19 protein-coding genes, 2 tRNA genes and 1 pseudogene are annotated in these 24,329 nt (G+C 36.0%); 18 read left to right on the forward strand and 4 right to left on the reverse strand.

What is annotated here, in order from left to right:
* Positions 1-432: 432 nt before the first annotated feature.
* A complete protein-coding gene (locus BC008_RS32340) occupies positions 433-990 on the forward strand; it encodes an ATP-binding protein (protein ID WP_235595969.1) in 558 nt (185 codons plus the stop codon).
* Positions 991-1,200: 210 nt separating this feature from the next.
* On the opposite strand, the gene BC008_RS32345 is transcribed toward BC008_RS32340, so the two are convergent.
* Positions 1,201-2,646: a hypothetical protein gene (locus BC008_RS32345; protein ID WP_058184213.1), complete on the reverse strand. Its 1,446-nt coding sequence runs from the start codon at positions 2,644-2,646 to the stop codon at positions 1,201-1,203.
* A 111-nt stretch (positions 2,647-2,757) separates the two neighbouring features.
* On the opposite strand from BC008_RS32345, the pseudogene BC008_RS51725 reads away from it, so the two are divergent.
* From BC008_RS51725 to BC008_RS32410, 13 genes and pseudogenes are all read left to right on the forward strand, one after another.
* Positions 2,758-2,904, forward strand: a pseudogene (locus BC008_RS51725) (nitrogenase molybdenum-iron protein subunit alpha); the annotation flags it as partial.
* A gap of 210 nt (positions 2,905-3,114) precedes the next feature.
* A complete protein-coding gene (gene nifK / locus BC008_RS32350; RefSeq protein ID WP_027846727.1) occupies positions 3,115-4,647 on the forward strand; it encodes a nitrogenase molybdenum-iron protein subunit beta in 1,533 nt (510 codons plus the stop codon).
* A gap of 246 nt (positions 4,648-4,893) precedes the next feature.
* Positions 4,894-6,273: a nitrogenase iron-molybdenum cofactor biosynthesis protein NifE gene (gene nifE, locus BC008_RS32355; RefSeq protein ID WP_027846728.1), complete on the forward strand. Its 1,380-nt coding sequence runs from the start codon at positions 4,894-4,896 to the stop codon at positions 6,271-6,273.
* 184 nt (positions 6,274-6,457) lie between these two features.
* Complete coding sequence (gene nifN, locus BC008_RS32360) at positions 6,458-7,771, forward strand: nitrogenase iron-molybdenum cofactor biosynthesis protein NifN (protein WP_027842161.1); 1,314 nt, start codon at positions 6,458-6,460, stop codon at positions 7,769-7,771.
* A 75-nt stretch (positions 7,772-7,846) separates the two neighbouring features.
* Positions 7,847-8,260, forward strand: a complete 414-nt coding sequence (gene nifX, locus BC008_RS32365; protein ID WP_027842160.1) for a nitrogen fixation protein NifX — start codon at positions 7,847-7,849, stop codon at positions 8,258-8,260.
* Positions 8,257-8,733 carry a NifX-associated nitrogen fixation protein gene (locus BC008_RS32370; RefSeq protein ID WP_027842159.1) on the forward strand — a complete coding sequence of 159 codons (477 nt, stop codon included), beginning with the start codon at positions 8,257-8,259 and terminating at the stop codon, positions 8,731-8,733. The genes nifX and BC008_RS32370 overlap by 4 nt, the downstream gene beginning before the upstream one ends.
* A 373-nt stretch (positions 8,734-9,106) precedes the next feature.
* On the forward strand, positions 9,107-9,328 hold the full coding sequence (locus tag BC008_RS32375; protein ID WP_027842158.1) for a CCE_0567 family metalloprotein: 222 nt from the start codon (positions 9,107-9,109) through the stop codon (positions 9,326-9,328).
* On the forward strand, positions 9,325-9,642 hold the full coding sequence (nifW, locus tag BC008_RS32380; RefSeq protein ID WP_027842157.1) for a nitrogenase-stabilizing/protective protein NifW: 318 nt from the start codon (positions 9,325-9,327) through the stop codon (positions 9,640-9,642). Before BC008_RS32375 ends, nifW begins: the two co-directional genes overlap by 4 nt.
* 10 nt (positions 9,643-9,652) lie before the next feature.
* Positions 9,653-10,447, forward strand: coding sequence for a HesA/MoeB/ThiF family protein (locus BC008_RS32385; protein WP_027842156.1), 795 nt, complete (start codon positions 9,653-9,655; stop codon positions 10,445-10,447).
* 298 nt (positions 10,448-10,745) lie between these two features.
* Entirely contained in the window at positions 10,746-11,114 is a 369-nt protein-coding gene (locus BC008_RS32390; protein WP_058184215.1) for a HesB/IscA family protein, read from the forward strand.
* A gap of 279 nt (positions 11,115-11,393) precedes the next feature.
* On the forward strand, positions 11,394-11,693 hold the full coding sequence (locus BC008_RS32395) for a 2Fe-2S iron-sulfur cluster-binding protein (protein ID WP_027842155.1): 300 nt from the start codon (positions 11,394-11,396) through the stop codon (positions 11,691-11,693).
* A 678-nt stretch (positions 11,694-12,371) separates the two neighbouring features.
* Entirely contained in the window at positions 12,372-12,974 is a 603-nt protein-coding gene (locus BC008_RS32400; protein WP_027842154.1) for a CBS domain-containing protein, read from the forward strand.
* 2,322 nt (positions 12,975-15,296) lie between these two features.
* Entirely contained in the window at positions 15,297-15,668 is a 372-nt protein-coding gene (locus tag BC008_RS32410; RefSeq protein ID WP_027842153.1) for a hypothetical protein, read from the forward strand.
* 10 nt (positions 15,669-15,678) lie between these two features.
* Here BC008_RS32410 and BC008_RS32415 read toward each other — a convergent pair whose 3' ends face one another.
* From BC008_RS32415 to BC008_RS32425, 3 genes are all read right to left on the reverse strand, one after another.
* Positions 15,679-16,167: a hydrogenase maturation protease gene (locus BC008_RS32415; protein WP_027842152.1), complete on the reverse strand. Its 489-nt coding sequence runs from the start codon at positions 16,165-16,167 to the stop codon at positions 15,679-15,681.
* A 246-nt stretch (positions 16,168-16,413) separates the two neighbouring features.
* On the reverse strand, positions 16,414-17,205 hold the full coding sequence (locus BC008_RS32420) for a TrmH family RNA methyltransferase (protein ID WP_027842151.1): 792 nt from the start codon (positions 17,203-17,205) through the stop codon (positions 16,414-16,416).
* Positions 17,206-17,478: 273 nt separating this feature from the next.
* A tRNA-Leu gene (locus BC008_RS32425) sits at positions 17,479-17,563 on the reverse strand.
* A gap of 635 nt (positions 17,564-18,198) precedes the next feature.
* Between BC008_RS32425 and murA the strand changes: the two genes are divergently transcribed.
* From murA to BC008_RS32440, 4 genes are all read left to right on the forward strand, one after another.
* A complete protein-coding gene (gene murA / locus BC008_RS32430) occupies positions 18,199-19,590 on the forward strand; it encodes a UDP-N-acetylglucosamine 1-carboxyvinyltransferase (protein WP_027842150.1) in 1,392 nt (463 codons plus the stop codon).
* Positions 19,591-19,987: 397 nt separating this feature from the next.
* Positions 19,988-20,866, forward strand: a complete 879-nt coding sequence (locus BC008_RS46965) for a M48 family metallopeptidase (RefSeq protein ID WP_027842149.1) — start codon at positions 19,988-19,990, stop codon at positions 20,864-20,866.
* Positions 20,845-20,929 (forward strand) — tRNA-Leu (locus BC008_RS32435). The genes BC008_RS46965 and BC008_RS32435 overlap by 22 nt, the downstream gene beginning before the upstream one ends.
* A gap of 2,492 nt (positions 20,930-23,421) precedes the next feature.
* Complete coding sequence (locus BC008_RS32440) at positions 23,422-24,237, forward strand: WecB/TagA/CpsF family glycosyltransferase (protein WP_027842148.1); 816 nt, start codon at positions 23,422-23,424, stop codon at positions 24,235-24,237.
* Positions 24,238-24,329: the final 92 nt, after the last annotated feature.

The following is a 24,329-nucleotide window of genomic DNA, read 5'->3' on the forward strand; positions in this document are numbered from 1 at the left end:
TTATTCTTGAGGATTTGTACTCGTAGTGTCACAGTAGTATTTATCTGTTGGCTTGCTCGTATCAAAGAAAGTATTTCATGAACGAGTAAGCTTTTCTACCCACAACAAATTTTACATCGTCCTTACATACTTGTTTCATCCATTCGCTACAGTGTGCCTGCGGCATGGATAACCCCGCTTATCGTAGGTGCGTAGCGTAGCGGAGCGTTAGCACAGCGGAAACCTGCAGATCAATCGCTCCATGCTGTCCATTCGTGGCCCCAAGTGAAGATATTGCATCAAGAACAACCTCCTAAACTATCCTTTAATTATTAAATTGCTTGAAAAGCTATAGTGCTTATTTTGCATAGCTTGTGGCTTTTCTTAGTGCCATTCCCTGCTGACTCCTTCACCCAAAAATACGTAAGATATGTGACTGATGGGCTAGGTCTAATGTCAGTTGGGACTACTGCATTGCGCAAGGAAGAACTGTATTCTAGTCGTTGCTCCCATGGGACACTCAACCCACTAAAATCTTGGTTAGCGTTATGTACAAATGGGGTTGTGGTTGTTGACTGTGGGGGAGGAGAAGACGCTGGTAGATTTGGTTTACCTATAGGTGCCCATGTGGTAGTTGTAGTAGTTGAGGCGACTCCTGATTCTGTAGCAATTTCTGAGGATATCCGGGCGATTGACGAAGAATTGCAGATTCCCGTAGTTTATGTGTTGAACAAATGTCTAAATCAGTTTCCAGAAGTTCAAGCTTTTGAGTCCCAAAACTATGACAATATAATTGGCAAAATACCTTTTATACCTTCTATTTACGGGAAAAATCCTCTCGATCTCAAAGATGAAATTGGAAAAGACATTTTCAGCGAAATTATTGATAAAATTCTCTCCAGGGAATTGAGTTCGCCTGCACAAAGATGGGATCGAGTGCTCAGATGGAAAGAAACTTTGCAGAAACAACGGGAATTAAGGCAAGTTAAACCTTTAAGTTCGGTTTCTTAGATTTTTAAGGTTGGAGTAATATCTTAAAAGAAAACTTCAACCTCTTTTATTAATATGTCAATAAACAAAGTTCCATCAAAATGATCGATTTCACATTATATCGGAACAAAGCAATATACCGTCAGTGCTCAGAGAAAGAGGATAGCCGTTTAGATATACATCCTTATTGTGTTTTCGTATGATTGCGGTTTTTCGTAGTGGTGAGCAATATCAACTTGTGTACTTATGTAGTTTAATCTCTTCTAATTTAAAACTTCTCTGATTCTCAATTTTTAAGTTCTCAACTTCAAGCCTCAACCTTTCGTTTTCTATCTTCAATTTTGTATTTTCCTCCTTAATCTCATCAATCTCACTTTTCTTACTCAAAGCTTGATTAATCGCTAATTTCCGCATATCTAGAGAAAACCAACGCTGATAAGTTTGGGTATGAACCTGTACACTATGTCCCAAATTATCTGCTGCAGCTTTAATTGGAACTCCCAAAACATGGGCTCGAATCGCCCAAGCATGACGCAAATCGTAGGGTTTAAAATCTAGTCCAATTTTTCGGAACCACCAACTAATTCTTTGAGTTAAACCGGTTATCTCTGCATGGTTATTTTTATCTTTACTGGCGATCGCTAGCATCTCTAAATATTCAGGATTTCTTAAATCAAAATCTATAATCCATTTTTGATGTAAGGGTAATGCTTGCCTTGCTCCTGTTTTACAATGTTTATCTACTTTCCATGTCAAGTCTGCATTTTCGTCACTTAACCACCAGTCAATATTGGGATTAATAAATAATTCTCGGGGACGCAAGCCAAAAACTGCTAACATACCATAAGCCCATCGCCATAATTTCCAACTATCCCGAACATTTTGATTAACTTGTTTACCTCTAGTTTGGAGGTAATCGGTGAATTTGATAAATCCTGCTAATATCTCTGCATCAGAGGGTATATTCCGAGAATTACTCTCGGGCTTTTTAGAATAGTCAGATAAATCTATTTTGATTTTAAATGTAGTGCAAAATGCAGATATTGCTCTTGCCGCATTATATCTCGACCATTCTTTATCTATTCTTTCAATAGCACTAATTAAATTTTCTGCTGTTGCTAAATCTTGAGGATTAGTAAATCGCTTGGTACGAGAAAAATAATAAAAAAAAGTATGCTCGCTTTTCGTTGTACGCTTATGAGTCTTAAAATATTCCTCTTCAAATTTCTCCAGTAATTCACCAATTGTGTGTAAATTTTTTTTAATTGCTTCATTACCTAAATATTTATCATTCCAAACAAAACTTTTTCGAGCAATTAACTTTCCTAATTCATAAGCTTCTTCCTCGGCTGTTTTTAAACCATCCAAATTTTCAGGAATATTTAAACTCAGATTATATTGCTTTCTCCCAGTACCCTTTATATCCTTGTCTCCCGGTTTAATTGGTAAAGTAGCTCTTAATTGTAAACTTCCATTTGATTCCCGAATAGTCACCTTTGTTTTTGCCGACTTCAAACGTAAATTTACCTGTTCTAATTCCTCTAATACTTTCGCTCTCATGTGTTCCTTTTGCTGCTGTGATTGCAGACATGAGCCGAGAAAACTGCCGTCGGTAGATGGAAGAGGCTCCATATCTGCAAAAGCTTGTTGATATTTGTCTGAACCCTGGTTATGCATTACGGTTAGTATTAGCCTATATTTAGCCTAAAAATAATTGTGTTATCGGCAAACAATGTTTATGACCTACAATGCTTAAAGCAAACACTTAGCCGATAAAAATCATTAAACCACAAAAAGAAATACTCCGGTCCTTATCACGGTTATGATGGTTTCGCTATCTTTGCTCGTGACATGGATCTAGCAATCAACAACCCATCTTGGAAATTGATTGGTGCTCCTTGGAAGAAAGAAAAAGTTGCTGCTAAAGCTGCTTAATAAATAGAGTACAAACTCTACCAACAAATTAGTTTGATTAGTTAAATCAGAGAGGGAGGACAAGGAATAATGGAATTCAAAATTCATAATTCAGGAGTGTAAAGTTTTGAATTTTAAATTTTGGGTTTTGAATTTCCTTGTCTTTCTTCTCTCTTTACCTCGCTTCACAGATTACTTACCCATTACTCATTAAGCCACGGGAGACACAAAATGCCTCAGAATCCAGAAAAGATTCAAGACCACGTAGAACTATTTCACCAACCTGAGTATAAAGAGCTATTCGAAAGAAAGAGAGAATTTGAAAAAGGACATAGCCAAGAAGAAATTGATCGGGTTGCTGAATGGACAAAGTCTTGGGAATATCGTGAAAAGAACTTTGCTCGCGAAACTTTAACAGTTAACCCCGCTAAAGGTTGTCAGCCTTTAGGTGCAATCTATGCTGCTGCTGGATTTGAAGGTACTTTACCTTTTGTTCAAGGTTCTCAAGGTTGTGTGGCTTACTTCCGTACCCACCTTACCCGTCACTTCAAAGAACCATTCTCTGCAGTATCTTCTTCCATGACTGAAGACGCAGCGGTTTTCGGCGGTCTTAACAACATGATTGATGGCTTGACCAACGCTTATAGCTTGTACAAGCCCAAAATGATTGCTGTTTCCACCACCTGTATGGCTGAGGTTATTGGTGATGACTTGGGTGCGTTCATCGGTAACGCTAAGAATGCTGGTGCAATTCCTGAAGATTTTCCTGTACCTTTTGCTCATACTCCTAGCTTTGTTGGTTCCCATATCACTGGATATGACAACATGCTTAAGAGCATTCTTGCTAACCTCAGTGAAGGTAAGAAAGGTAAGAGCAACGGTAAGATTAACTTGATTCCAGGTTTTGATACTTACGTTGGTAACTTACGGGAAATCAAACGCATTGCTGAATTGATGGGTGTTGACTACACCCTATTAGCAGATAACTCTGACTACGTTGATTCACCCAACGATGGTCATTTCAATATGTACCAAAAAGGTACAAAGTTAGAAGATGCTGCTGATGCTTGTAATGCAAAAGCTACCATTTCCTTGCAAAAACACTCCACTTTGAAAACCTGCGATTTCATTAATAAGACATGGAAGCAAGAAGTTACACTTTCTAGCCCTTGGGGTATTCGTGGTACTGATGAGTTCTTAATGCAACTCAGCGAATTAAGTGGTAAACCCATCCCCGCAGAATTAGAAGAAGAACGCGGTCGGGCTGTTGATGCGATGACTGACTCCCATGCATGGCTCCATGGTAAGCGCTTTGCTATCTACGGTGACCCCGATTTAGTATACGGTGTAACTAGTTTCTTAATGGAGTTGGGTGCTGAACCGGTACATATATTGGTTCATAACAGCAGTAAAGAATTTGAAAAAGACATGCAAGGGTTGCTCGATTCTACCGAATACGGTAAGGGTGGAACCATCTGGGGTGGAAAAGACTTGTGGCACATGCGCTCCTTGCTGTTCACCGAACCCGTAGACTTCATGATTGGTAACTCCTACGGTAAGTACTTAGAGCGCGATACTAAGATTCCTCTAATCAGAATTGGTTATCCAATCATGGATCGTCACAACTTACATCGTTATTCCACTATCGGTTATCAGGGTACAATTAACCTCCTGACCTGGGTTGTTAACGCGATCTTCGAAGAAATTGACCGCAACACCAACATTCCTTCTAAGACCGATATTTCTTTCGACTTAATTCGTTAGGAATTAAGTTAACTCCTACTCGCGGCGTGTCGTTTGAGGAAAAGGAAAAGGTAGCAAATAAAAATTAAGACCAACAAAAATTAAAAATTTATTTGCAAAATCCTTTTTCCTTTCTCCTTTTTTCTAATCTTAAGGCAGAGTAGACAACTGCCTTATTTTAGTTAACTGCTAACAGTAAAAAAACGATTAAATTGTGACTATATTATTTAACGGCGAACAACTTCCATCGAGCACTTTTATAAAGAAATGAACACTACCCAAATTAAAATCAACGAGCTGCTCAATGAGCCAGGATGCGAACACAATCATCACAAAAACGAACAACAAAAAAATAAAGCTTGTAAGCAACAAGCCCAACCAGGTGCTGCTCAAGGAGGTTGTTCCTTTGATGGTTCCATGATTACCTTGGTACCAATTACCGATGTGGCTCACCTAGTTCACGGACCCATCGCCTGTGCAGGGAATTCCTGGGGAAGTCGCGGTAGTCTTTCTTCTGGTCCCATGCTTTATAAAAAAGGCTTTACCACAGATTTAAGTGAAAATGATGTAATCTTTGGGGGAGAAAAAAAGCTTTATAAAGCAATTCACGAAATTCATAAAAACTATAATCCAGCTGCTATCTTTGTTTACTCTACCTGTGTAACAGCATTAATTGGTGAGGATTTAGATGCTGTTTGTAAGGTCGCGACAAAAAAAATTGGTATTCCAATTATTCCAGTGAATTCACCTGGTTTTGTTGGTAGCAAAAACTTAGGGAACCGTTTGGGTGGTGAAGCTTTATTGCAGCATGTAATCGGTACTGCAGAACCGGAATTTACTACACCTTATGATATTAATCTCATCGGTGAATACAATATCGCTGGTGAGATGTGGAATGTTTTACCCTTATTTGAAAAACTTGGTATTCGAGTTTTAGCAAAAATGACAGGTGATGCTCGCTATAAAGAAATTTGTCAAGCTCACCGAGCAAAATTGAATGTGATGATTTGCTCTAAAGCCTTGGTAAATGTGGCGAGAAAAATGGAGGAACTCTACGGTATTCCTTATATAGAAGAATCTTTTTATGGTATTGAAGATATAAATAGATGCTTGCGTAATATTGCAGCGAAGTTGGGTGATTCTGAATTACAAGAGCGTACTGAACAACTAATTGCCGAAGAAGCTGCTAAATTGGATATTGAATTAGCTCCTTATCGCGATCGCCTCAAGGGTAAGCGAGTTGTTCTTTACACTGGTGGTGTTAAGAGTTGGTCAATTGTTTCTGCTGCAAAAGACTTGGGAATGGAGGTAGTTGCTACTAGTACCAAGAAAAGCACAGAAGAAGACAAAGCAAGAATCAAAGAATTACTAGGCAAAGATGGTATTACTCTAGAAAAAGGTAATCCCCAAGAAATTCTCCGCATCATTCGCGAAACTCAAGCTGATATGCTAATTGCTGGTGGTCGAAATCAATACACAGCTCTTAAAGCCAGAATTCCATTTTTAGATATTAACCAAGAAAGACATCATGCTTATGCAGGATATCAAGGTATGATCGAAATGGCGCGGGAAATAGACGAGGCTCTCTATAGCCCCATATGGGAACAAGTACGTAAACCCGCGCCCTGGGATGTAGAAATAGTTTAAGGAAAAAGAAGTCAGAAGTCAGAAGTCAGAAGTAAGAATTGTGCGTGGTAGTGCACTACTTTGCTAACAGAAGTTAGAAACTAGAATTTCAGTTCAGTAATTAATTTACTTTCCCATCTTCCCTATCTCCCACCTTTCCCTTATCTCACCATCTCCCCTCACTCACTCATTTCAAGAAATAAAAATGGCTACCGTCGTCACTCCTAATAAAGCAGTTATTGTCAATCCCCTCAAACAAAGCCAAACTTTGGGTGCAGTTTTAGCCTTCTTGGGTTTAAAAGGCATGATACCGTTATTACATGGTTCCCAAGGCTGTACAGCTTTTGCAAAAGTTATACTCGTACGACATTTTCGCGAAGCAATTCCTCTTTCCACCACAGCGATGACAGAAGTCACCACAATTTTGGGTGGGGAAGATAATGTCGAGCAAGCCATTTTGACTTTAGTGGAGAAAGTAGAACCAGAAATTATTGGTTTGTGTACCACAGGACTGACAGAAACTAGAGGAGACGATATGGATGGTATCCTCAAAGATTTTCGTAAGTCCCATCCCGAACTGAAAGAATTACCAATCATCCTAGTTTCTTCACCGGATTTTAAAGGTGCATTACAAGATGGTTATGCTGCAGCAGTTGAAAGTACCTTGAAAGAACTTCCAGTTGCTGGAGAAACTCGCCCATCTCAAATTACAATATTAGTGAGTTCGGCATTTACTCCAGGGGATATACAGCAAATCAAAGAAATCGTCTCTGCTTTTGGACTGATACCAGTCGTCGTACCTGACCTTTCCGCTTCACTTGACGGTCATCTCGATGAATCCTACAGTCCAATCACAGGTGGTGGAACCACATTAACGCAACTACGAAAAATCGGGAGTTCTGCTTTTACTCTAGCTTTGGGTGAAAGCATGAGGGGTGGAGCAGAGATTTTAGAAGAAGCTTTTGCAATACCTTATGAGGTATTTACAGAATTAACAGGACTCGAAGCAGTAGATAATTTTCTCCAAGCATTAGTTGATATTAGCGGTAATCCCGTTCCAGAAAAATATCGGCGTCAACGTCGTCAACTCCAAGATGCAATGCTAGATACTCACTTTTTCTTTGGTCGTAAGCGAGTTGCTCTAGCTTTGGAACCAGATTTACTATGGTCAACAGCCTGTTTTTTCCAGTCTATGGGAGCAGAAATTCATTCAGCAGTAACAACAACACGCTCTCCCTTACTAGAAAAAATATCTACAGAGCAAGTTATTGTCGGCGACTTTGAAGATTTTGAAAAATCAGCTGTTGGTTCGGATTTATTAGTTTCTAATTCCCATGCAGCTAATATTGCAAAAAATTTAGAAATTCCTTTATATCGTCAAGGTCTCCCAATTTATGACCGCTTAGGTGTTGGTCAATATACCAAAGTTGGTTATTTCGGAACAATGCAAATTTTATTTGAAATTGGTAATCTCTTTTTAAAAGAAGAGGAAGCCAAAAGCAATTATTTAAATGGGTAAAAAAACAGTTAGCTACTAAATGGTAAATCGTCAATGGTAACTGTTAAAAACTCCCAAACAGGATGGAGGAAGAAAGTGAAAATAGCTTTTACTACCAGCGATCGGGTGCATGTTAATGCTCACTTTGGTTGGGCAAAAATGATTGATGTTTACGAAATATCTGATGAGGGATATTCATTTCTAGAAACATTAAAGTTTGAGGGAAATCTCAAACAAGATGGAAATGAAGATAAATTAGTACCCAAGTTAGATGCACTTGTTGATTGTACTATCCTCTATGTTTCCGCCATCGGTGGGAGTGCTGCTGCTCGTCTAATTAAAAAAGGTGTAACTCCCGTTAAAGCACGCTCAGATGATGAAGAAATTCAAGAAATACTTAATAGGTTAGTTGAAACCCTAAAAGGAAATCCTCCGCCTTGGTTGCGTAAAGCACTAAAAAAAACAAAACGCAATATTGAAGAAGAACTAGAAGAGGAAGCAACTTTATGAGTTCTGTGAATAGCACTAATGGGACTGCTCAAAACCAAGTTATTAATAGTCCTTTTCTTCAGGCAATAGTGCAACAAATTCGCGGTCAAGATGCCTATGGTGTTTACCGAAATTGGTCAGATGAATTAGTGCTTAAACCTTTTATTGTTAGCAAACAGAAAAAACGAGAAATTTCTGTACAAGATCAGGTTGACCCAATAACTCAGGGAAGAATTATCGCTTTTTACCGAGCTGTTGCGGCTAGAATCGAACAAGAAACAGGTTTATTATCTCAAGTTGTAGTTGACTTGAGTCATGAAGGATTTGGTTGGGCATTAGTATTTGCTGGTCGACTTTTATTAGTTGTCAAAACATTACGCGATGCCCATAGATTTGGATTTGAATCTTTGGAAAAACTATCAGAAGAAGGAGAAAAACTAGTCACAAAAGGTATTGAATTAGCACAAAAATTTCCAGAGGTAGGAAAAGTATAAGTATTTATACTTTATAAATTGTAGATTTTACACTCAATTTGATCGATTACAAATAATGAGTGAAGAATCGTAATTTACATATTGTAAGTTGCAAGTAATGAGTTATAGATTATGAGTTTTGAACTATTAATTAATCATTATTTACGTAAGAATAATTAGTTAACAATTGAAAGCTCATAATTGAAAGCTTATAATTCAAAGATTATGACTCAAATATTATAAGCCCAAACTCAATATTACAACTTACTGAATCTAAAAATAAATCAATTTAAATTGTTTTATTTAAAAACATTTAAATTGAAGTCAAAGTACTCGAACCCCAAATATTTAAACTCCAAATATTTGAGTCTAAAATCTGTTAACTAAGACGCCTATGACTAAAGCCGGAGAACCAACAAATATTGAGGAGTTAAAAACAAAAATAAAACGCCTCAATAGCAAAGCAGGTCAAATGAAAATGGACTTGCACGATATAGCAGAAGGATTACCAACAGATAACGATAAATTAATGGGTGTTGCTGAAGCTACATATAAAATATACTGCCAGTTAGCCGAACTCAAGCAACAACTCAAACAATTGGAGAAAAGTAAATGAGTTGGGATTACGAAAAGTTTGTTCAGCTTTCTGATGCAGAGGAGTATTTTGAATTTTTTCAACTCCCTTACGATCAAAAAGTAATTAATGTAAATCGTTTGCATATTTTGAAAAAGTTCTCAGAATTTATTCAACAAATTGATGAGAATAATCCCGAACTTAGTAATTCGGAAAAACTAAGTATATATCGTGATGCCCTAGAACAGGCATATCAAATATTTCTAGAGTCAACACCTCTTGAACAAAAGCTGTTCAAAGTGTTTAAGCAAAAGCCAAAAAATGTAATCACGCTGACAGAACTGTCTTCTGATTAGGAGGTACAAAGTGGTAGACTTAACGCCTACCGAGTTAGAACGTTATCGTCGCCAAATGACACTCCCTAACTTTGGCGAACTAGCACAAAAGCGCTTGAAATCAGCAACAGTTCTGGTAACAGGTGTGGGAGGATTGGGTGGAACCGCAGCACTTTATCTTGCGGTAGCAGGTGTTGGAAAGCTGGTTTTGGTCCGGGGTGGCGACTTACGCTTAGATGACATGAATCGTCAAATTTTGATGAGTGACGATTGGGTTGGTAAACCAAGAGTTAGCAAAGCGAAAGAAACTTTACAAGCCATTAATCCCGATGTCCAAATAGAAGCAGTTTTTGACTACATCACCCCAGAAAATGTAGATTCTTTGGTGCAATCTGCTGATATGGCTCTCGACTGCGCTCACAACTTTACCGAGCGAAATCTATTAAATGAAGCTTGTGTGCGTTGGCGAAAACCGATGGTAGAAGCAGCAATGGACAGTATGGAAGCTTACTTAACCACAATTATTCCTGGTGTAACTCCTTGTTTGTCTTGTCTGTTTCCAGAAAAGCCTGATTGGGATAGACGCGCTTTTTCAGTGATTGGCGCAGTATCTGGAACTTTAGCCTGTCTGACAGCTTTGGAAGCAATCAAACTTATAACTGGTTTTTCCCAACCTTTATTATCACAATTACTCACCATTGACTTATCTCGGATGGAATTTGCTAAGCGTCGTTCTTATCGCGATCGCTCCTGTCAGGTATGCGGTAATAATGCGCCTTGGAGATATTTACATTCTGAGGAAGAAAGCACCAGCAAGTGTACTTAAATAAATATATTTGTTGTGTTGTTCCAACTTAACTTACAAAGAGCCTCAACCAGTTTGAAGTTATTACACTGAATTTATTGCACTGAATTAACTGGACTGAAGTAATTAAATAGAAATAGTTACACAAAGTCACTAAGTTGAAGCAATGAAGTAGAAATAGTTGGAGTGAATTAGTTGAAATAAGGTTTACTTTTAAGTTTGGTTGCAAACAATTGCTAACATCTCCCCAAATACGAAATCAAAATCTGTACCTGCGATTGTAATTTATAATCCTTATCCTTGAAGTGGTAAATATCCAATGACTGTTACTCTGACTGAAAAAGCACAATCGCGTTTGCAATCATTTCTGCAAACTTCTAAAACCACTAACCCAGCATCGAAGGGTATCCGTGTTTGGGTGAATAATGGCGGTTGTAGTGGCTATGAATATCAAATGGAAGTTACTAACTCTCCTCAACCAGAAGATTTGGTTGTTCAGCAAGGACAGGTAGTAATTTATGTTGATGCAAAAAGTGCACCGTTATTAGAAGGAGTAATCATCGATTTTGTAGATGGGGTGATGGAAGGTGGTTTTAAATTTACCAACCCAAATGCAAGCGATACCTGCGGCTGTGGAAAATCATTTAAAACAGGAAACTGTTCTTCTAACGGAGTACCTTGTAGCTAAAGCTATTTCTCTACAATTAAAGTAGTACTCCCAAAATACAAAGATTGAGTGTCTATTTAGACTATTCAATAATTAGCTTTACTGTACTAGGAAAAGTCAATCGCGACGAGCACAATTACTCCTCACAATTCTTTTTGATAGTACATCACAGCTATATGTGCGCTCGCTGCAATCAAAGCGAAAAAGAGAAACAAGATTAATTAACACTATTGGAAATAGTGACCTTACTTTCCTAAATCTATTCAAGCAAACACTATCTAGTTCGAGGAGAACCCATCAATGGCTACTTACCAAGTTAGATTAATCAACAAAAAAGAAGACCTTGACACCACCATTGAAGTTGATGAAGAAACTACCATCCTAGATGCAGCAGAAGAAAGTGGTATTGAATTACCCTTCTCTTGTCATTCTGGCTCTTGTTCTAGTTGTGTAGGTAAAGTAGTCGAAGGTGAAATCGATCAGTCCGATCAAATTTTTCTTGATGATGAACAGGTAGAAAAAGGATTTGCTCTTCTATGCGTTACATATCCTCGTTCTAACTGTACAGTTAAGACTCATCAAGAGCCTTATCTCATCTAAGTGAGTCTTGCACTCCGAGGTTATAAAAAATTAACTTTATTTTTTCTGGAATTTTTCTAGAATCTTTCTGAAGTTTTCCTGAAAATATTTCTTAGTCATGGCTTGCAATAGGCTATGATTTTTTTTACTATTAATTACTCAATTAATTACTCACTTGTAAATAAAAAAATTATGTATTTTTGAGGTTTTTTATTATGAAAAAAATCTATTATTTATAATTTAATATCAAGGGAATATTTTTTATATCTAATACCTTATTAATCTTTAAATAGTAATTTTTTTAATGTTTTCGTCACATATTGTATAGCTTTGGAAGAAAACATAAACGTTTGATATGTTGGACATTTCATCGATGCTAATATGTATTTGCGCTGAAATGTTGTGATTTGTAATTTAAGAATAAATAGTTTGCAGGGGTATTGAATATATACATTATGGATGAGTTACAATTTGATTTACTAATTAGTGTATTTACATCTCACTAAATTGAGAAGAATAAAATATTTGTAAATACACGTGGTTAATCTATTTGTAATGTTCGGATTAATTATATATTGATTGGTTCAGCGAAATACTCAAAATAATGTATATATCTCATGAGTAAATTTAGATAAATCATAACTTTTTAGCTTTAATTAATTTCCTTACTTGCTGTCCAAGAATTAGGGGGTCAAAACTATGAAAGCTAAAGATATTATGACTTTAAATGTTGCTACAGTTCGTTCTTCTGCGACTGTAGCAGAAGCAGTTAAATTAATGAGACTCAAACAATTAAGATCCTTAATTGTTGAACCTAGAACTTCTGATGATGCTTACGGTATAGTTACCGAAACTGATATTGGTTCTAAAGTGATTGGTCTTGGGAAAGACCCCAAGGAAGTACACATTTATGAAATTATGTCTAAACCTTGCATTGTTGTTAACCCAGATTTAGAGGTGGAATACGTAGCACGTCTTTTCGCAAGTACTGGAATTTGGCGCGCACCAGTGATTCAAGGTGAAATACAAGGAGTCGTCTCCATAACCGATATCATTACCAAGAGCAATATTTTTGAAAAACCAAAATTAACTCACTTACTAGCAGAACTAGAAAAAGCTATCTTGAAAGCTCGTTCAACTGCTACCAGCAAAGGAATAGAGTCAAAAGAAGCTATCGAAGCTTGGGATTTAGTAGATGAGATCCAAGCTGAAGCATGTTTCCATGGAGCACCAAAACCTGAAATATCAGCTAGAAATAAATTCCAGCAAGAAAAGGAACGAGAACTAGTAAAAACAAATTAGATTTTCTCCTCCTCAAAATAAATTGAGTTGATTGGAGAGAGGTTTAAATTCCTTATTGTCCCAAAAATAATTTTTATAAATGTTGCTTAAATCAAAAGGAGATTTTACTTTAGTTTAAGCAACATTTTTGTACTGCTGTTTTATTCTAAAAGCTGCTTAATCATCAAAAATCAGGGTATGTTCGGCATATGATATATTTTGCACGTGATATTTACATAATTATTGCATTTGTACATATTTCACATCTTTTTTGGGAATATACTTGCATCAAAGATTTCATCTCATTTTTCTAAATATATAGAATATAGCCATATTTGTATCTATCAAAATTGTATCTATCAAAATTGGAGAGATAAATAATAATAGATAATTTTACTTACTTGATAACTTACATGTAATGAATATATTATCTACTATCCAAACAAATCATCTTCAATTAGTAAGATAAAAAGTTAAATAAAATACAGTTAGTTTATTTCCCAGATATAAGCAATACGCGATAAAGAAAAAACTTATAAAACTGGCATAACAAAAATTTATTTATATTAATAAGCATTATTCTATGGATAATGTAATCTGTTGCTCTAGACTACTCAATTTTGTAATAATAAAATAACAAAAAGTATCCTAATTGCCATTCTCACTGTTTCAAATAGATGAGAAGTTTAAAGGTGAATATTGCTATTTCGCAAGAAATGAGTAATAATTCTTAGCTCTCATCACAAGGAATATGCAGATAAATTTACATAGAGTTTTATCTCTAGTTACTTCAGTTTATTTTCGCTTGCAAATTTTAAGGGTAGATGTTACGTAAAAACCAGATTCTTATATGAATCTGTAAGGATTTTGGATTTAAAAATACTGAATATTGGGTATATTTCAAAATTTCCTCAGAAAAGAAACACGAAATTCTTCACCACCGGTAATTATTGAATAGTTTTTGAGTAACATAGCTTTTGAACTGAAATAACTCCCATACTCCATCATTACCTGTATAATTATTTTTTCCTCCACGGTTTATATTCACTCACGGTTTATATTTACTAAATCTTCTCCGCTTACATTTACATTGAGATTTAAAATATGAATCAATATTTTAAATTTTTAGGGAAGTTATAGAATCAAGATTATAAGTTAGGACATCCCAACCTTATGAAAAGGGAATAGGGAGAGGAAGCACAAATTTCTAACTCTAAAAAATTAGCTATACACATATGAGATAGATCTATAAGTTTTTTCAAAATAAATGAGTTATGAAAATAAATTACATAAATTATGCTCCGCGTGAATCACAAGAAATTAATCTATTACAGCTACTCGAAGACAGTCTAATTGCAAATCATGATTTTATAATTGTTAAGAAAATTATAACAACTACTAAATTAAATATTACATAAACTTATGGTGAAAATACACACGGAATTATAGGTCAATTGATTGTTTAAAATAAATTACAAAATTAAACGACATTCTATGAATTGATATCACCAATAACTTTGAAATTTTACTGATATAAATGCTTAAAAATATAACTAGCTATCAGCTATACTTATGGGTCCTATATTATTCATTAGATACAAAAAGACAATTATTTAATAAAAGTCAATATATTTGCTGCGAAACTCATACAAATTTCATAAAAATTAGCGTTAAATACAATAAAAATTTAAACAAAGACTTAGATTTAAGATATGGGATCGATCGTATCGAACAAAATGAATGTATTATAGGTGATTATAATAAGAAAGTTGTATTACCAAGCTTTCTACGAAATTTAGAGTTTAGTTGCTCAGAGCTTAGTAATAAAATATTCCACCACGCAAGTTTTATTCATGCTTGGTTTGAAGATTTCACCAGCTTCTTAAACTGGGAATCACTCTGCTGTTATTCTATGACTGCACTATACCAGTCAGTAGCAGTGAGAAATTTGCTGGATTAGCAGGCTGAAGTGTATTTGGTCTGAGCTAAAAATTGAAAAATTGGCCAAGCCTAAGCAGGCGTAAATCTTGAGTCCCGGAGGTTAATTTTTATTAACTAACAAATTTTTTAGTGTTTAGAATGATTCCAGAGGCTAAAAATAGTGCTATAACTTTATTTTCTGCACCAAACTAGAATTTTGTGCACCGGTCTAGAAAAAGTTTCCAACTGCTAAACAAATAATCATTTCACTCGCTCAGTGAAGAATTTTTATTGGCAGATATTTTTTGGATTCAGCATATAGCCGAGTGCATGCTAGGATTACGAAGTTGAAAATTTTTAGGACCTGTAAACATGTCCTTTACACCATTGTAATTAACCACTACTAAGGAGATATTAGCGACAATGACTTGGCAAAATTACTTTTGGCAAAACGAAGATGAGTGTCCTTCACAGCTTTCTTCAGCAGATATAGTTCTGCGCCAACAGTTAGAGTCTTCCCTTGGCAAATTCTTTTTTGAGAAATGTGACGATACCGTCAAAGATTTACTATCTAGTTGTCGGTGGTATATGAAAAATAATGCTAACGCGATGACTTTGGTTATTGAATGCCCCAACCACAATACAAACTGGTTGATTTTAGAAAAAGTTGCGCCAATGGCATCTTTGCTGAAAAATATGACAAGCAGTGCTAAAATTCGTATCTGTCCGCCAGATAGTAAAATTACCCCTCATGAGATTGGAGTTGATGAGGTTTCGGTATATCGTTACTGGTAATGCAGAGGCTTTAAAACTGTAACTCATAGCTTTCACACGTTTTTTCAATGGTTGCGGTTAGCTCCTCAAATACTAAGTCAGCTGCATTTTGTACAGCAGAACTTAATTCCCAACCAAAACTAAGATTTACTGCTTCAATCAAGTAAACCGCGACCTGTTCGGGAAAATTATTTTGAAATATTTTCCTTCCGGCTGCTAAAGCATTGTGCCAACGAAAATCATGCAAGTTATAAGTTGGTTCCGGTAAAGCTTCCAGTTCTGAACCTGGGACTTTAAATATGGTACCTCCTTCGGAACCGGTTGAGCTTGCATCAATAACAATTAACTGTTTGCTACCTTTGGCTTGGAACATAACTTCCATACCTGCGGTACCACAATCATATATTTGTACTTGAGGGTAGGGGTATTCAATCAGAAATTTTTGTAAGCGTTGGGCAATGATTACGCCTACTGCGTCATCACTGCGGTTAAGGTTTCCACAACCAATGATGGTTAACATTTTTGGTCAGATTCCTTTGTGTGTGGATATCTAATATATGAGCAGTTGAAAAATATAAGTGTTAGCTGCAAACCAAATACCATAAATGATTTTGGTTTGACCTACTCAAATGAATGAGAATCATCAAATGAGGATTACTCTTAAAAGCCAGAGGCGTTATAATGCAACGCCTCTGAAATAATAATATTTTTGTATTTTTATTAACTAAGGCGCAAAAAATACTTTAATTTACTCCCTGAGGCAATGTTATTCCTTGAGGTTATGTGTTCTCTGCCTTTGTGCTTCGTACAGCATTAAAGCAGCTGCAATCGCCACATTTAATGATTCAACCCCCAAAGCCAAAGGAATTTTGACTTGCATATCTGAAACAGCAACTAAATTATCTGATAGACCTGCTCCCTCATTTCCCAATAAGATTAAACTTGGTTTACACCAATCTACATCCCAATAGCTTAAAGATGAGCTAGGTAGAGTCGCCACCACTTGCATATCAGCCTGCTTAGCTTTTAGGATCGTGGCTTCTAAATTAGAAGTTGTTTTCATTGGTAAACGGAACCACTGACCAGCACTTGCACGCAAGACTTTTGGATTATCTAAATCAACGCTATTTTCACTGAGTAATAGCCCTGATGCACCAGCAGCTGCAGCTGTCCGGATCATCGTTCCTAGATTACCAGGATTTTGAATAGTTTCTAAGGCAAGCAATAAACCAGTAAAAGGTACTTCTTGCGAACGCAAACCTCGTCTAGCAGTTGCTACGACCCCATCAGGCTGTACTGTTGTCGTCATCGTTTTTAAAACTTCTTCACTGACAACTTCAGCGCGCTCGGACTGACTGGAAGCTAAGTCCCACAAATGTAAATGTTCTTTTTGCCATTGTGGGGTACAACATACTGCGACTAAAGGATAATTCATAGCACAAGCTTCCTCTAGAAGATGGGTTCCTTCTAGAAGAAATAATTGCTGTTTATGTCTATCTTTTACTGAATGCAGCTTTCGAACTTGTTTGACCAGAGGATTTTTGAAACTAGTTAACACAAGAATATTTAGTAGAACCTGCGAGTAAAATAGGTACAAAAAGAAATAAAGATTTTAATTTAGAGATACATCACAATATTTTACAAAAATCTAAAAAATACTTGCAGGTAAAATACAGATTTGTAATTCCCCAAAAAACTCTAAGAATCTAAAACTCTTGAATGTAAAGCTACAGATGTAATGTTATGAGCGGTGCCAATTAACGAAATAAATGACTAAACTCAACCTTAGATGCTCGTATAATGGTAAATTACTTTACTTTTTCTTACTTAGTGCGGAACCCGGGACTTGAACCCGGAAGCCCTAAACGGGCACTAGAACCTGAATCTAGCGCGTCTACCAATTCCGCCAGTCCCGCGAAATACAATAAATAACCTTAATTCAGAATCAAATCACTTACTGAAGCACCAGTAGTAGATTTAGAAACAAATTTTTATTATTATTCGATAATTTTCTATTTTTACTAAAAAAATCGATTTTTGTCAAGCTCAAACACTTTTGTTCTTATCAGTATGTTTTTTGAGGAGGACGTAAAAGTAAAGCATGCCATCTCGGATCGGGAAGTACTTAATCACGAGTTTTATTGAGTTCTTAATTAAACCTAAGACTTATTAACAATAGACTATATTGTGACTAGTAAATTCTACCTCAGGAGTTGTCTTCTATAGAATTGGCTAGGTTAAATATGAATTATGGTTGGTTACATTTTGTATTAAACTCAAAAATTCTATAGGAACGGGATATTTTTCCTTTTCATAACGCACAAAAATATAACCTAAAATTTTGCCAAACCTTAACAAGAAAAAAACCTTGAATGCTGAGAAGTAATGATACAGGCGAAAGCTTGATTATTCAGGTGTTTTTAAGTTCTATGGAACCAAAATAGAAACTTGAAATCATTCAAATACAGGAATATGTAATGGAAAAATGTGGACAAATAAAATCTTTACTGTAGAATCAAAACCAACTTGAAAGATGTAAAATTAAGTATTTTTGGAGGGTAGGCAGATTAATTCTTCTCGCAGCTTACCAGATGCTAAATCTTCAGTACCAGAAGACTCCTCAGTCTTGGAAATTTGGGGTGGGCATTCTTTGCAAGGTCAAGTCACAATTAACGGAGCTAAAAACTCCGCATTAGTAATTATGGCTGGAGCTTTGCTCTGTTCGGGAGATTGTCGCATTCGCAACGTCCCTTTACTAGCGGACGTAAAGCGAATGATGCAGGTCATATCAGCTTTAGGTGTAGACTTAAAACTTAATGGTAATGTTTTAGACATTAATGCCAGAGATTTTTCCACATCCAAAGCTCCTTATGAATTAGTAACTCAACTGAGGGCTAGTTTTTTTGCGATTGGTGCAATTTTAGCTCGCCTAGGAGTGGCACAAATGCCTTTACCTGGGGGTTGTGCAATTGGTGCAAGACCAGTAGATCTCCATGTAAGGGGATTACAAGCGATGGGTGCCGAAGTTCAAATCGAACATGGTATCTGTAATGCTCACATTCCTGGAAACCGCCGTCGACTTCAAGGGGCAAAGATTTATTTGGATAGTCCCAGTGTTGGTGCTACAGAAACTTTAATGATGGCAGCTACCCTAGCTGAGGGCGAAACCATTATTGAAAATGCTGCTCGCGAACCAGAGGTTGTTGATTTAGCAAACTTCTGTAATGCAATGGGAGCTAAAATATCTGGGGCTGGAACCAGCAAAATCGTCATCGATGGTGTTGCTGAGCTACATTCTCTGGATTACACAATTATTCCCGATCGCATCGAAGCAGGAACTTTTTTAGTTGCCGGAGCTATTACTCGCTCAGAACTTATTTTGTCCCCAGTAGTACCAGAGCATCTAATTCCAGTGACTGCGAAACTACAAGAAATGGGAATTTCTGTCGTAGAGGAAATGGCGAATAGTTTACGCATTCTGCCGGTAGATAAATTCCAAGCTACAAACATTGAAACTTCACCCCATCCTGGTTTTCCTACTGATATGCAAGCGCCATTTATGTCTTTACTTGCATTGGCTGAGGGTGAAAGCATTATCAAAGAAAATGTCTTTGAAAACCGCCTACGTCATGCTTCCGAACTAAATCGCTTGGGTGCAGATATTCGCGTTAAAGGTAATACTGCTCTAATCCACGGAGTAAACACCTTATCAGGTGCACCAGTATTAGGTACCGATTTACGCGCAACTGCCGCATTGGTAATAGCAGCGCTAGCAGCGGAAGGAAAAAGTACTATTCAAGGATTAAGCCACTTAGATCGTGGTTATGAACTGATAGATGAAAAGCTAAATAAATTGGGTGCGAAAGTTAAGCGTTTAAATTTAACTGGGACAGAACCAGAATTTACTGCTAGCGTTAACGGTAACTCTAAAACATCCGCTTAACATTCACAAGCTATTAGTAATTAATTGTCAAGAAATGTAGGGGCAAGTTATTGAGGTCAGACTATTGGCGTGCTTTGACTTCAATTTTTGCCTCTTTCATTTGTTCTGGAGTTATATATAGCACTACGTAATAAGATTAGGGCATTGGCAAATCCCAAAAGCTATGGTTTATAAGCTTTTGCTGTGCTTACGCCCCGTTATACTAACGCCTCCGGCGCGATCTGCTTTGTTAGCGTAGCGCCATACATCTTCCATGATGAATTGCGGAATTTAGTTAAACTAAATAAAAATGCATATACTACTTGTAGTTGATTCACAAGAAGTATCTAATTTCTCCCTAAATATATTGGGCAGATTATTATTCAGACACATTCCATGACTGGGAGCTTGTTTCGCGATGAACCCTTTAAACACTCAATTGGTTGGTTTAAGAGCCGATTCCTTTCGTCATCCATTAGACTTAGAGGCAACAAAAGCACTCAAGCAAATACCAGGTATAGATTTAATCGTTAGGAATCTTTTAGGACCCGTAGCAGAGCAGGTTTTTTACGTAGAAAATATCGCCTCTAGTATTTTAGTTGGTAAAGACCAATTACCAGAGCTACACAATTTATTGCTAGATGCTTGTCAAACTCTAGATATTGAAGCACCACAATTGTACGTAAGACAGCATCCGGCTCCCAACGCTTATACTTTTGCAATGCGCGGCAAGCAACCCTTTGTTATGCTGCATACTTCACTGATAGATATTCTCACGCCAGAGGAAATTCAGGCTGTAATTGCTCATGAGTTGGGTCATCTTAAGTGCGATCACAGTCTTTATTTGACTCCTGTAAATTTATTAATATTGGCTGCTGCAAACCTACCTACCGTAGGTGTAGTTATTGCTCAAACAATTCAAGCCCAACTTTTAGAATGGATCCGCTGTGCAGAATTTACTTGCGATCGCGCAGCTTTACTGGCTACCCAAAACCCCAAGGTAGTTATGTCAGTATTAATGAAATTGGCAGGTGGGTCACCTAAATTATCATCCCAGCTAAATCTTGATGCTTTTATCGCCCAAGCCCGTGCTTATGATGAAATTAGTAAAAACGAACTAGGTGAATTAGTTAAGGCTGCACGTACCGCTCAGTTAACTCATCCGGTGCCAGTACTACGGGCGCGGGAAATAGATCGGTGGGCAAGCAGCAAAGAATATCAAAAGTTGTTGCAAAATCACAAGGTTGGGGGTTATAATAACCAAGTTGCTTCCACGGGCGGGTGGCGAAATTGGTAGACGCAGCAGACTCAAAATCTGCCGCCCTATAAAGGCGTGAGAGTTCGAGTCTCTCTCCGCCCATTCAAAAAAGATAAATCCATTATGGATATTAATTAGGCTTACCTTAGTACTGACAAGGTAAGCCTAATTATTTTTTCAACAGAATCCATATTTAAAGTAACTGGATGGAATTAAGGGTATAGTGCCACACTCAAGTCATTAGGGGATAGCACGCGTCTGACGACGTTAGCGGATCCGTAAGGTAGCGGCTCCGGATCCGTAGGTAGCGCAGCTATAGGTAGCGCAGTTATAGCTAGAGGCTGAGCCACCTGCGGTGTTTGTACGCGGCGTAGCCGTTCATGTGCTCCTCCCTCATATCCGTACTTAATGCGTTCAAACGCCGACGCCACAGGTTAAGCGCATTTCCGTAGGACAAATAGGATTTAAAAATGTCCTAACCCTATTACCCAGCACCATATAGTGTGAAATTGTCATTTACTTAAAGAGAGACTTGAGTAATACAGAAAGCAAGAAAATAAAGTAAGGTAAATATCCTCATCCAAAAACTTAGTGTTGTGCTGATAGGTTAGTCAATTAAACCTCCCAACCCTCTAAAGCTGTTAGGTTATTCTACCGTTGCGATCAAACTCAAATCTCATGTCTGTATGCGGGTTAGATTACAAGTATTGACTTATAATTTTTTGTTGTGTCCAGCTAAAAGCTAATCATAGATTTTGAAGATAATCACTCTCAATTAAATAAATAAATATTTTTCTTGTACCGAAGAATATATATGTACTCTCTTTTCATGTCGATATGAGATATTTGATGCGATTAAATTGATGTTCACCTGGGTAATTTAATCTTTTTTAGAGACATATTAATTATATATATATGTGTAATTGATATGTGTACTAAGAGACTGAGATTGATAAATCATATTCTAATTTTTTATTTGTATTCTAGGATCCTAAATCAAAATAAAAGATGTAATATATTTATTTTTTCTCCTGTAGAATACAAATTATTTCGCATCCGAAGCTATTTTTATCTAGTTTTCCTAGCCATAAATCAGATATTTTTAATTCTAAGCTGTCCGGATATTGGAATTAATACTAGAAAATGTAAGTACTAATACGATACAAGTAAAACAAAATATACTTAGTGAACGTAAATATGTGTGATTGACATTTATACAACAACTTTTATTGATTAAAAAGATTTTCTACTGATGCAAATTGGTACTGACTTCTTATTCAAGTATCGATAAAAGTGAATATTGTTATGCTTGCTAAGTAAGTTATATATCTTTATATCTTGCACGAGCCTTTGTGATTAATCCTATAAGTAGAATGTTATTGATCTCATTAAAATTAAATTACTGGAATTAAAATATAAAATTAATGGATACATATCTAATAAAATTAGAATCATTTGAAAATAAAAAATTACTTTTGATTAAAAATTAGAATTAATCATAATTAAAAATTATAAATTATATTGATTCCTTGGGGTACATATAAATACTTTTACAACAGTTAAAACAAAATTTTAAAAAAATATTCAATATATAAGTCTAATTAAATTATTGGAAAATAATATTTTTTCTGTATATAAAAAATACATAATAAAATAACAATTATTGTATTATTCAAAAATAAAAACAAAAAAAAGCGGACGAAAGCTATACTGTAATAAGCTTTTATGATGTTTTACTATTAACAAAAATATTATCAAGTATTCTTAAATTAGTTATTTTTATCTAGTTAGCAGAAGTATTATAAAATAATTCAAATAACCCAATGCTAAAAAATAAGCATGGATTATTTTAAAAGATGCAGAATAAATTATTTTTATTACTTAGTGACAAGTAATCAGTCGCTACTATTTACTATTATATATTTGCTTACATACTTTTTTTTGCAGTTAATAAGATATTGTCGAATATTCTGACAACAAAAGATGAGGAATTATTTAACTATTTTAAAAACAAATAACTAATATTATTCGCAAATTTTATTGACTCAGGATACATCTATAAAATAATATAAATCTACATGCATCACACCAAATTTTTATAAGGTATAGCCAAGTAATTATCTTATAAATAATTACAGCGTTTAAGTTTTTCCCAAAAATTAAAATGCTCAAATTTTGTTTTGATTAACAAATTATTTGCATACAGGTAAGGAAAAATCAAGCATACTGAATAACAATTGAAATAAATAAATAATAATACTTATAAATATTTTGACCTGGATGAATTTGTATCTTGGTCAAGTTCGATATTTAATATTTTTTGATATTGTCTTTGTAGTATTTATGAAAAAAACAAAAAGCAATTATTAAGAAACCGTAAATTTAATCCAAAAATTGGGAATTTGGCTAAAAGTAGGATAGGATACAGGCGGCAAAGATGGAATTGATACCAGGGAATATAAGAAATTTACCCGAGAAAGTTTCGGTAATGCTTTAATATTTAAAATCAATCGCATTTGAAGTAATCATTTGTGATTGATACTAAAGATGTTTAAACCTTCGTATTGAGTTGTGTGCGACTTAAGGATTGGCTTATGGTAGAGTCTGCTTCTCTTCCGACTCGAAACGTGTTAGAGTTTCCGATTACAGCTTTACCTCTTGAAGAGCAAGTACAAACTATTATTAAATGGGCTGACGAACGTCAAAGTAAAACTGTCTGTGTTGCGAATGTTCACATGTTAATGGAGGCATACTGGAATCCAGATTTTGGTAATGTACTGAAAAATGCAGATCTCGTAACTCCAGATGGAATGCCATTAGTTTGGATGATGAGGAGGTTAGGAGAAATTTCTCAAGAGCGTGTGGCTGGATTAGATCTTTTGATCGCAGTCTGCGAGCTTGCACAGCAGCTAGAGGTTAGCTTATTTTTTGTTGGGTCCCAAAGAGAAATACTATCTCTAATGAGGAAAAGATTGAGTAAAGAGTTCCCCAAGCTTGAAATTGCAGCGATGGAACCTCTACCTTTTCGTCCTTTGACAGATACAGAAGATAAAGCTCTGATTCAAAAAATTAATCAAAGTGGTGCAGGCTTAGTTTTTGTTTCCTTGGGATGTCCCAAACAAGAAAAGTGGATAGCCCAACACAAGGAGAAAATTAATGCTGTCATGATTGGCTTAGGTGGTGCGTTTCCCGTTTATGCTGGGATTCAAAAAAGAGCCCCCCGTTTAATGCGAAATTTAGGTTTTGAATGGTTTTACAGATTATTGCAGGAGCCGCGTCGCCTCTATCGTCGCTATGCAACAACTATTCCCCCTTTTATTTGGCTAGCTTGCAAACAACTGATAATGTCGAGTAGTTTGAACATCCCTTTTAACATTAGGGAAAAATACTTAAATTCAAGACTTGATTAAATCAAAAGTTTCACAAATAAATGCACAATAGCCACCGTAATTCAAAGTCGCATACATTTTCTAGTTATAGTAGGAAGCGATCATACTCTTCT

Origin of the sequence: Mastigocoleus testarum BC008 (genome assembly GCF_001456025.1) — a bacterium.
GTDB lineage: Bacteria > Cyanobacteriota > Cyanobacteriia > Cyanobacteriales > Nostocaceae > Mastigocoleus > Mastigocoleus testarum.

Excerpts from the sequence above, each read along its gene's own strand:
- BC008_RS32340 (WP_235595969.1), top strand. The coding sequence starts at position 433 with ATGTCAGTTGGGACTACTGCATTGCGCAAGGAAGAACTGTATTCTAGT.
- BC008_RS32345 (WP_058184213.1), bottom strand. The coding sequence starts at position 2,646 with ATGCATAACCAGGGTTCAGACAAATATCAACAAGCTTTTGCAGATATG.
- nifK (WP_027846727.1), top strand. The coding sequence starts at position 3,115 with ATGCCTCAGAATCCAGAAAAGATTCAAGACCACGTAGAACTATTTCAC.
- nifE (WP_027846728.1), top strand. The coding sequence starts at position 4,894 with ATGAACACTACCCAAATTAAAATCAACGAGCTGCTCAATGAGCCAGGA.
- nifN (WP_027842161.1), top strand. The coding sequence starts at position 6,458 with ATGGCTACCGTCGTCACTCCTAATAAAGCAGTTATTGTCAATCCCCTC.
- BC008_RS32370 (WP_027842159.1), top strand. The coding sequence starts at position 8,257 with ATGAGTTCTGTGAATAGCACTAATGGGACTGCTCAAAACCAAGTTATT.
- BC008_RS32375 (WP_027842158.1), top strand. The coding sequence starts at position 9,107 with ATGACTAAAGCCGGAGAACCAACAAATATTGAGGAGTTAAAAACAAAA.
- nifW (WP_027842157.1), top strand. The coding sequence starts at position 9,325 with ATGAGTTGGGATTACGAAAAGTTTGTTCAGCTTTCTGATGCAGAGGAG.
- BC008_RS32390 (WP_058184215.1), top strand. The coding sequence starts at position 10,746 with ATGACTGTTACTCTGACTGAAAAAGCACAATCGCGTTTGCAATCATTT.
- BC008_RS32395 (WP_027842155.1), top strand. The coding sequence starts at position 11,394 with ATGGCTACTTACCAAGTTAGATTAATCAACAAAAAAGAAGACCTTGAC.
- BC008_RS32400 (WP_027842154.1), top strand. The coding sequence starts at position 12,372 with ATGAAAGCTAAAGATATTATGACTTTAAATGTTGCTACAGTTCGTTCT.
- BC008_RS32410 (WP_027842153.1), top strand. The coding sequence starts at position 15,297 with ATGACTTGGCAAAATTACTTTTGGCAAAACGAAGATGAGTGTCCTTCA.
- BC008_RS32415 (WP_027842152.1), bottom strand. The coding sequence starts at position 16,167 with ATGTTAACCATCATTGGTTGTGGAAACCTTAACCGCAGTGATGACGCA.
- BC008_RS46965 (WP_027842149.1), top strand. The coding sequence starts at position 19,988 with ATGAACCCTTTAAACACTCAATTGGTTGGTTTAAGAGCCGATTCCTTT.
- BC008_RS32440 (WP_027842148.1), top strand. The coding sequence starts at position 23,422 with ATGGTAGAGTCTGCTTCTCTTCCGACTCGAAACGTGTTAGAGTTTCCG.